This window comes from Sphaerotilus sp. (genome assembly GCF_041083715.1).
Classification (GTDB): domain Bacteria; phylum Pseudomonadota; class Gammaproteobacteria; order Burkholderiales; family Burkholderiaceae_C; genus Sphaerotilus.
The window spans coordinates 1-8,045 of record NZ_JBFPGY010000250.1 but is presented as its reverse complement, the minus strand read 5'-3'; the positions used below and the strand labels follow the sequence as shown (position 1 = coordinate 8,045).

The 8,045-nt window shown below is 66.7% G+C and carries 8 protein-coding genes and 2 tRNA genes; 7 read left to right on the top strand and 3 right to left on the bottom strand.

The genetic code is table 11. The features are described from left to right. The 3 genes from AB3X43_RS11115 to msbA form a co-directional block, all read right to left on the bottom strand. Positions 1 to 830: glycosyltransferase family protein (locus tag AB3X43_RS11115; protein ID WP_369429908.1), on the bottom strand; the 830-nt coding region annotated here is incomplete at its 3' end. Further along, positions 827 to 1,417: a peroxidase-related enzyme gene (locus AB3X43_RS11110; protein ID WP_369429907.1), complete on the bottom strand. Its 591-nt coding sequence runs from the start codon at positions 1,415 to 1,417 to the stop codon at positions 827 to 829. The genes AB3X43_RS11115 and AB3X43_RS11110, both read right to left, overlap by 4 nt. A gap of 42 nt (positions 1,418 to 1,459) precedes the next feature. After that, positions 1,460 to 3,190, bottom strand: coding sequence for a lipid A export permease/ATP-binding protein MsbA (gene msbA / locus AB3X43_RS11105; RefSeq protein ID WP_369429906.1), 1,731 nt, complete (start codon positions 3,188 to 3,190; stop codon positions 1,460 to 1,462). Positions 3,191 to 3,341: 151 nt separating this feature from the next. Here msbA and AB3X43_RS11100 point away from each other — a divergent pair, with 151 nt between their 5' ends. From AB3X43_RS11100 to AB3X43_RS11070, 7 genes are all read left to right on the top strand, one after another. After that, positions 3,342 to 4,121 (top strand): glycosyltransferase family 2 protein, encoded by a 780-nt coding sequence (locus AB3X43_RS11100; protein WP_369429905.1) that lies wholly within the window; start codon positions 3,342 to 3,344, stop codon positions 4,119 to 4,121. Continuing rightward, on the top strand, positions 4,121 to 5,401 hold the full coding sequence (gene tolB, locus AB3X43_RS11095) for a Tol-Pal system beta propeller repeat protein TolB (protein WP_369429909.1): 1,281 nt from the start codon (positions 4,121 to 4,123) through the stop codon (positions 5,399 to 5,401). Before AB3X43_RS11100 ends, tolB begins: the two co-directional genes overlap by 1 nt. Positions 5,402 to 5,467: 66 nt before the next feature. Beyond that, positions 5,468 to 6,040 carry a peptidoglycan-associated lipoprotein Pal gene (gene pal, locus AB3X43_RS11090; protein WP_369429904.1) on the top strand — a complete coding sequence of 191 codons (573 nt, stop codon included), beginning with the start codon at positions 5,468 to 5,470 and terminating at the stop codon, positions 6,038 to 6,040. Position 6,041: 1 nt separating this feature from the next. Continuing rightward, on the top strand, positions 6,042 to 6,881 hold the full coding sequence (ybgF, locus tag AB3X43_RS11085; protein ID WP_369429903.1) for a tol-pal system protein YbgF: 840 nt from the start codon (positions 6,042 to 6,044) through the stop codon (positions 6,879 to 6,881). A 9-nt stretch (positions 6,882 to 6,890) separates the two neighbouring features. After that, complete coding sequence (locus AB3X43_RS11080) at positions 6,891 to 7,664, top strand: tRNA threonylcarbamoyladenosine dehydratase (protein ID WP_369429902.1); 774 nt, start codon at positions 6,891 to 6,893, stop codon at positions 7,662 to 7,664. Positions 7,665 to 7,756: 92 nt separating this feature from the next. After that, positions 7,757 to 7,832 (top strand) — tRNA-Lys (locus AB3X43_RS11075). Between the two features lie 56 nt (positions 7,833 to 7,888). Further along, a tRNA-Lys gene (locus AB3X43_RS11070) sits at positions 7,889 to 7,964 on the top strand. The last annotated feature ends 81 nt before the right edge of the window (positions 7,965 to 8,045 follow it).

Genomic DNA, 8,045 nt, shown 5'->3' with positions numbered 1-8,045 from the left:
AGCCGCATCGCGTGGCGGTGCTTGCGCTCGCGGCGGGTCAGCAGGTGGTTCGGGTCGGGGGTGAACGCGGGTTCGGCGTCGTGGGCGAGCCAGTCGGCCATGCAGGCGGGATGCGTGCCGGTGAACGGGCGCAGCGCCTGCGGGTCGATCGCGTAGCGCATCTTCGGCGGCTGGTGCGACCAGTACTTGCTGACCAGGTCCATCTTGGCCTGCATGTAGTCGAGCCGGCGCACGTGGCCGTAGTGGTAGATGTGGGCGTTGGCCAGTGCGGCCTTGGGGTGGCGGCCCTGGCGGTGCCTGTCCATCACGACCCAGAACTGACCGTCCGGCGCGTACGAGCGGATCGTGTTGCGGATCAGCCGGCACTCGCGCCGGTACCACGCCGGGCTCACCGCCAGCCACTGCGGCGAGCCGTAGAAGTGCAGGTAGTCGAACACCAGCGCCTCGACCTCCGGATTGCCGTGGTGGCGATCGACCGCCGCGCGGATCGCTGCCAGTTCACCCTCGTGCAGCACCTCGTCGCCTTCCAGATAGAAGGCCCAGTCGCCCGTGCAGGCGTACTGCGCGATCATCTTCTGCTGCGCGTAGACGAAGCCGCGCTCGGCCATGCGCTCGTTCCACAGCGTGTCGAGGATGCGGAGTTTCGGCTCGGTGGCGGCCAGTGCCCGGATGCGTGCGACCGTGTCGTCCTCACCGGCACCGAGCGCGATGACGAACTCGTCCACCAGCGGCAGGATCGAGCGGACCGACGCCTCGAACGGGAAGCCGAGCTTCACGCCGTTGCGCAGGAAGGTGAAGCCGCTGATGACGGCGCGGGCAGGGCTGTTCATGTGCGCGGCGGGCGGGGCTGGCGGCCCATCAGGAAGAACTCGTCGTTGGGCCGCATGCCGATCAGGTTGGCCATGCGGTTGGACAGCCCGAAGAAGGCCGTGATGCCGCCGATGTCCCAGATGTCCTCGTCGCTGAAGCCGTGGGCGTGCAGTGCGGCGCAGTCGTCCTCGCCGATCGAGGCCGAGTCGAGGCAGACCTTGAGCGCGAAGTCGAGCATGGCCTTCTGGCGCGGGGTCAGGTCCGCCTTGCGGTGGTTGACGGCGACCTGGTCGGCGATCAGCGGGTTCTTCTCGTAGATCCGCAGGATCGCGCCATGCGCGACCACGCAGTAGAGGCAGCCGTTCGCGCCCGAGGTGGCGACGACCACCATCTCCTTCTCGCCTTTCGTCAGTCCCGACGGGCGCAGCATCAGCGCGTCGTGGTAGTCGAAGAAGGCGCGGCATTCATCGGGCCGGTGCGCCAGCGCCAGGAACACGTTCGGCACGAAGCCGGCCTTCTCCTGCACAGCCAGGATGCGGGTGCGCAGGTCCTCGGGCAGCGTGTCCAGGGCCGGCACAGGGTAGCGGCTGATCGGCGGGGTGGTCATGGGATGGGTCTCCGGTCGGTCCCGTGATTGTCAGGGCTGAAGTCAGGTCTGGAACTGAAGCGCATGCAAGCGGGCGAACAGGCCACCCTGCGCGAGCAGTTTCGCCTGGGTGCCTTGCTCGACGATGCGACCGCCTTCCAGCACGACGACACGGTCGGCGCGCTCGATGGTGGACAGTCGGTGCGCGATGACGATGGCCGTGCGCCCGACCATCAGCCGCTCCAGCGCGGACTGCACCAGGCGCTCGGATTCCGAGTCCAGTGCCGAGGTGGCTTCGTCGAGGATCAGGATCGGCGCGTCCTTGTAGATCGCCCGCGCGATGGCCAGCCGCTGGCGCTGGCCGCCGGACAGGCGCTGGCCGTTGTGGCCGATGCTGGTGTCTATGCCCTCGGGCAGCGCGGCGGCGAAGTCGTGCAGGTTGGCCGCACGCAGCGCCGCCTCGACCCGCGGCCGGTCCACGCTCTGGCCGAGCGCCACATTGGCGGCCACGCTGTCGTTGAACAGCACGACGTCCTGGCTCACCAGCGCGAACTGCTGGCGCAGCGCGGTGACGCGCCAGTCGATGAGCGGCGTGCCGTCGATGCAGATGGTGCCGGCGGTGGGTTCGACGAAGCGGGCGAGCAGGTTGATGAGCGTGGTCTTGCCCGCGCCCGAAGGTCCGACCAGCGCGACCACCTGGCCGGCCGGGATGTGCAGGTCGATGTCCTGCAGCGCCGGCGTGTTCTGCGCGCCGTAGGTCACGGCGACGTGGTCGAACGTGATCTCGCCGCGGGCACGGCCCGGATCGAAGGGGCCGTCGCGCTCGATCGGGGCCTCGTCGATCATCGCCATGCCACGCTCCAGCGCAGCCAGCCCGCGCGTGATCGGCACCGCGACTTCCGACAGCCGCTTGATCGGCGCGACCAGCATCAGCATCGCCATCACGAAGCCCACGAAGCCGCCGACGGTCTGGTTGTCATGCCCGCTCTGCCACAGCGCGGTGACGATCACCGCCGACAGCGCGATGGCCGAGAGCACCTGGGTCAGCGGCGTCATCGTGGCGGCGGCGGCGACCGACTTCATCGCGATGCGGCGCATGTCTTCGCTCATCGTCAGGAAGCGCACGGTCTGGTGCTGCTGCGCGCCGTGCATGCGGACCACGCGCCAGGCCTGGACGTTTTCCTCCACCGTGTAGGCGAGTTCGTCCGTGGCCTGCTGGCCTTGCAGCGTCAGGCGGTGCAGGCGGCGGCTGAGCGTGCGCATCACGAAGGCCACGGCCGGGAACAGCACCGCGACGAACAGCGTGAGCTGCCAGTTCATCCACAGCAGGTAGCCCAGCAGGGCCACCAGTGTCAGCAGGTCGCGCAGCAGCGTCAGGCCCGAGGTGGACAGCTGCAGCGCACCGGACTGCACCTCGTGCGCGACGATGTTGGTCAGCGTGCTGGTGGAGTGGCTGGCGTAGAGCTGCGGATGGGCGTCCATCAGGCGACGGAACAGGGCTTCGCGCATGGCCTGCGTGCCCCGGTAGGCGACCCAGGCCAGGGTGTACTGGCCGACGTAACCCGCCGCACCACGGATCGCGAACAGGCCGATGATGGCCACCGGGACCTGCCACAGCGGGATGCCCGCCGTGCCTTGCTTGAAGCCTGCATCCAGCAGGTGCTGCATCAGGCTGGGCACCATCGGCTCGGTGGTGGCAACGATCACGGTGCAGATCGCTGAGACGATGAAACCGGTGCGGCTCGGTGAGAAATAAGGCCAGATGCGGCGCAGACGCTGGAGCAGGGCTTTCATCGGAGCGGGCGAAGGCGATTCTGAAGAGCGGGGTCGCCGCGGAGGCGCGATTATCAGCGCAGGCGGGTTGTTGCCTACAATCTGCGCGTCCTGATTGTCTGGCCGCCCCGCTCGGCACCGCATCCTTGAACCGAATCCATTCAACGCTGACATGAGCCTGGCAATTGCACCGCGTTTGTCAGTGATCGTCATCACACGCAATGAAGTGCAGCGGCTGCGACGCTGCCTGGACTCGGTGTCGTTCGCCGACGAATGCATCGTCGTGGACAGCGGCAGCACCGATGGCACGCCGGAACTGGCGCAGGCGCTGGGTGCCCAGGTGACCTGCACGGCCGACTGGCCCGGATTCGGTCCGCAGAAGAACCGGGCGTTGGCACTGGCCCGTGGCGACTGGGTGCTGAGTCTGGATGCCGACGAATGGCTGGACGACGCCCTGGCGGCGCAGGTGCGGGCCGTGGTCGAAGCGCCTGGCGCGCCGGCGGCCTGCAGCCACACGCTGTCGCGCCTGTCGTCGTTCTGCGGGCAATGGATGCACCACAGCGGCTGGTATCCGGATCCGGTGCTGCGCCTGTTTCCGCGCGGCACGGCCAGGTTCAGCGATGACCTCGTGCACGAGCGGCTGCTGTGCGATCTGCCGACCCGGCCACTGCGCGGGCATCTGCTGCACGAGAGCATGCCGACGCTGACGGTGGCCAACGACAAGATGAACCGCTACTCCAGCGGCCGCGCGGCCGACCTGTACGCACGCGGTCGCCGCGGCGGGCTCGGCAGCGCCCTCGGACACGGTTTCTGGGCCTTCGTGCGGACCTACGTTCTGAAACGAGGGTTTCTCGACGGACGCATGGGGTTCATACTCGCAGTCCACAATGCCGAGACTTCTTACTACCGTTACCTGAAAATGTGGCTTGAATGCGACGATTCGAAGAGTTGATGGGCCGGCGCCTGTTCCTGCGCGGTCTGGGTGGATGTGCCGTGCTGGCGACGGCATTCCCGGCCGCCGCACAGTTCCGGGTCGAGATCTCGGGGATCGGCATGGCGCAGGTGCCCGTCGCCATCGCACGCTTCAGGGACGAGGACAAGGCGCTGCACCCGGTGTCGCAGATCGTGCGCGCCGACCTGGAGCGCAGCGGCCTGTTCAAGCTGGTGTCCACCGCATCGGACAGCCTCGACGAGAATGCGCGTCCGGTCTTCGCCGAGTGGCGCAGCCGCAATGCCGACGCACTGGCCGCCGGCACGGTCACCCGGCTGGCCGATGGCCGCTACGACCTGCGCTACCGGCTGTGGGACGTGGTCAAGGGCACCGAGCTGATCGCGCAGTCGCTGGCCGTGCCGAAGGAAGACCTGCGCCTGGCTGCCCACCGCATCGCCGACGACATCTACCAGAAGCTCACCGGTGAGCGCGGCATCTTCTCGACCCGCATCGCCTACGTCTCCAAGGGGGCAGGGCGCTACACGCTCTTTGTCGCGGATGCTGACGGCGAAGGATCGCGCTCCGCCTTGAGCAGCGCGCAGCCAATCATCTCGCCGGCCTGGTCGCCGGAAGGCAGCGAACTCGCCTATGTCTCGTTCGAGACCGGCAAGCCGGTGGTCTATGTGCAGGACGTGCTCAACGGCCGCCGACGCACGGTGGCCGAGTTCCGTGGCTCCAACAGCGCGCCTGCGTTCTCGCCGGACGGCTCGCAGCTGGCCGTGACGCTGACCAAGGACGGCAATTCCGAGATCTATGCGATGGGCCGGCAGGGCGACAACCTGCGCCGCCTCACCACGGCGCCGGGCATCGACACCGAAGCGGCCTGGTCGTCCGACGGCAAGTCGATCTACTTTGTCAGCGACCGCGGTGGCGGCCCGCAGGTCTACCGCATGGGTGCGGCCGGCGGCAACGCCGAGCGGGTCACGTTCAGCGGCAACTACAACATCAGCCCCGCCCTCAGTCCCGATGGCCGCTACATGGCCTACATCAACCGCAACGGTGGAAACCAGTTCCGCCTGCAGTTGATGGACCTCAACTCGGGAACTGTCACCGCACTCACGGACACCAACGACGACGAAAGCCCGAGCTTCGCGCCCAACAGTCGGCTCATCATCTACGCCAGCCGCGCTGGCGGACGTGATCTGCTGATGACCACCACGCTCGACGGACTCATCAAGGCCCGTCTCAGTCCGCCCCAGGCGGATGTGAGAGAGCCGGTCTGGGGGCCTTACAGCCGCTGAACCGGGTGCCGTCCGGCTTCCTGTCTCTTGTCTTTTTGTTCGATCCCACCTTTCTGGAGCGTATTCATGAGCCCATTCCTCAACGGCCGCACTGCGTGGCTGGCGGCCTTCGGTGCCGCCGTGCTGGTCCTGACCGGCTGTGCGTCGAACACCCGCGTCGAGCCGCCGGCTCCGGTTGAAAACCGCCTGGCCGGTGCTGGCACCGCGGCCACGGTCGCTCCGAACGCCAACGCCGGTGCCACCACCGGCCAGGCCGCACAGTCCACCGTCACCCCGGTCGACGTCACCCGCAACGATGCGGCGGCGAACGCTGGCGGCCGTGTCGTGTACTTCGATTTCGACAGCTACGTGGTCAAGGACGAGTTCCGCGGCGTGGTGGAGAGCAACGCGCGGCGCCTGAGCGCGGACCGCAAGCGCCGCGTCCTGATCGAAGGACACACCGACGAGCGCGGAGGCCACGAGTACAACCTCGCGCTGGGCCAGCGCCGTGCCGAGGCGGTGCTGAAATCGCTGACGCTGCTGGGCGTGTCCGAGTCGCAGCTGGAGGCTGTGAGCTTCGGCAAGGAAAAACCGGCTGCCACGGGCAGCAATGAAGCCGCGTGGGCCAAGAACCGCCGCGCTGAACTGAAGGACCGTTGAGATGCACCGCGCCCCGCCTCTGACACTATCCGCACTGGCCGCTGCTGCCGTGGTGGCACTGTCCGCGCTCTGGCCGGTTTCGGCCAGTGCCGGGCTGTTCGACGACGAGGAGGCCCGCAAGGCCGTCGTCGATCTGCGCACCCGGTTCGAGCAGTCTCAGCGGCAGGCGGAACTCGAAACGACCGAACGCAAGGCACTGTCAGCCCAGTTCGCGGACCAGACCGAGCAGCTCAGCGTGGTCAAGCGCAGCCTGCTTGACCTGAATGCGCAGATGGAAACCCTGCGCACCGAGCTTGCCAAGTTGCGCGGCACGGACGAGCAGCTCGCGCAGGCCAACAAGGACCTTGCTCGTGAGCTGGCCGATCTGCAGCGCAAATACAAGGACGCGATGGCCGCGCTCGACGACCGCATGCGCAAGCTGGAGCCGCAGCGTGTGTCGCTCGATGGCAAGGACGCTGTGGTCGACGCGTCGGAGAAGAAGGCCTATGACGATGCCATCGGCATCCTGCGCAAGGGCGAGTTCGCCAATGCAGCGACGGCGCTGGCTGCATTCCAGAAGCGGTTTCCGTCGAGCGCCTACACCGGGCACGTCCAGTACTGGCTGGGCAATGCGCTCTACGGCAAGGGCGAGGTCAAGGAGGCGATGAACATCTTCCGGACGCTGGTCTCCACGACGCCGGACCACCCGCGGGCCTCCGAAGCCTTGCTGGCGCTGGCGAATTGCCAGATCGAACTCAAGGACCACAAGGGCGCGCGCAAGACGCTGGAAGAGCTGATCGCGAACTACCCGCAGTCCGAGGCCGCGCAGGCCGGGCGTGAACGCATCAAGCAGATCAAGTGAACGTCCGGCATGACGACGATCGAGATGGAACTGCCGGCGCTGGATGCCGATCTGGAGCGCCGCTTTGGTGGTCTGCGTCGCCTGTGGGGCGACGAGGGTTATCGCCGGGTGCGTGAGGCGCGGGTGGCGGTGGTGGGTGTGGGTGGCGTTGGCTCCTGGGTGGTCGAGGCGCTGGCGCGCTGTGGTGTGGCGGCGCTGGTACTGATCGATCTTGACCAGGTGGCCGAATCGAACATCAATCGCCAGATCCAGGCAGTGGGTGCCACCGTGGGTGCGGCCAAGGTGCTGGCGTTGCGCGAACGGGTGGCGGACATCCATCCAGGCTGTGCCGTGCACGCGGTGGAGGAGTTCGTCGAGCCTGCGAATTGGCCCGCATTGCTGCCGATCGAGGTGAATGTCGTGGTCGATGCCTGCGACCAGAACGCGGCCAAGCTCGCGATGGCGCGCTGGTCGATCGCTACAGGGCGCGCGCTGGTCATGGCTGGGGCGGCTGGTGGCAAGTCGAAGCCGGAGCGCATCGAAGTGGCCGATCTGACTGACGTCACACACGATCCCTTGCTGGCGCGTCTGCGCCAGCAGTTGCGCAAGGACGGTGCTCCGCGCACAGGGCGCATTGGCGTGCGCTGTGTGTTCTCGCGGGAAGAGGTTCGCCTGCCGCCGCAAGACGCGTGCACGGTCGATGGCAGCCTGAACTGCCACGGCTATGGCTCCAGCGTCATGGTGACGGCCAGTTTCGGCATGGCTGCCGCTGCGCAGGCGCTTGAACTCATCCGTGGCGCTTGACGGAGTGGGTAGGACTTGGTTTAGAATCTAGGGCTTGACTCCAAACATTACTAGTCCGGTGACGGAAAAGTAATTCGAGGCGAAAAGACGGCGGGTCGTTAGCTCAGTTGGTAGAGCAGCGGACTTTTAATCCGTAGGTCGCAGGTTCGAGTCCCGCACGACCCACCAAACGCCAAAAAGTATGTTATAGTATCGGTCTTGACGCAATAAGCGTTGAGCAAGTGGGGTTCTTAGCTCAGTTGGTAGAGCAGCGGACTCTTAATCCGTAGGTCGAGTGTTCGAGTCACTCAGGACCCACCACCAGATACCGTCATTCACCGCATTCGAAGTTGCGGGCTCTTAGCTCAGTTGGTAGAGCAGCGGACTCTTAATCCGTAGGTC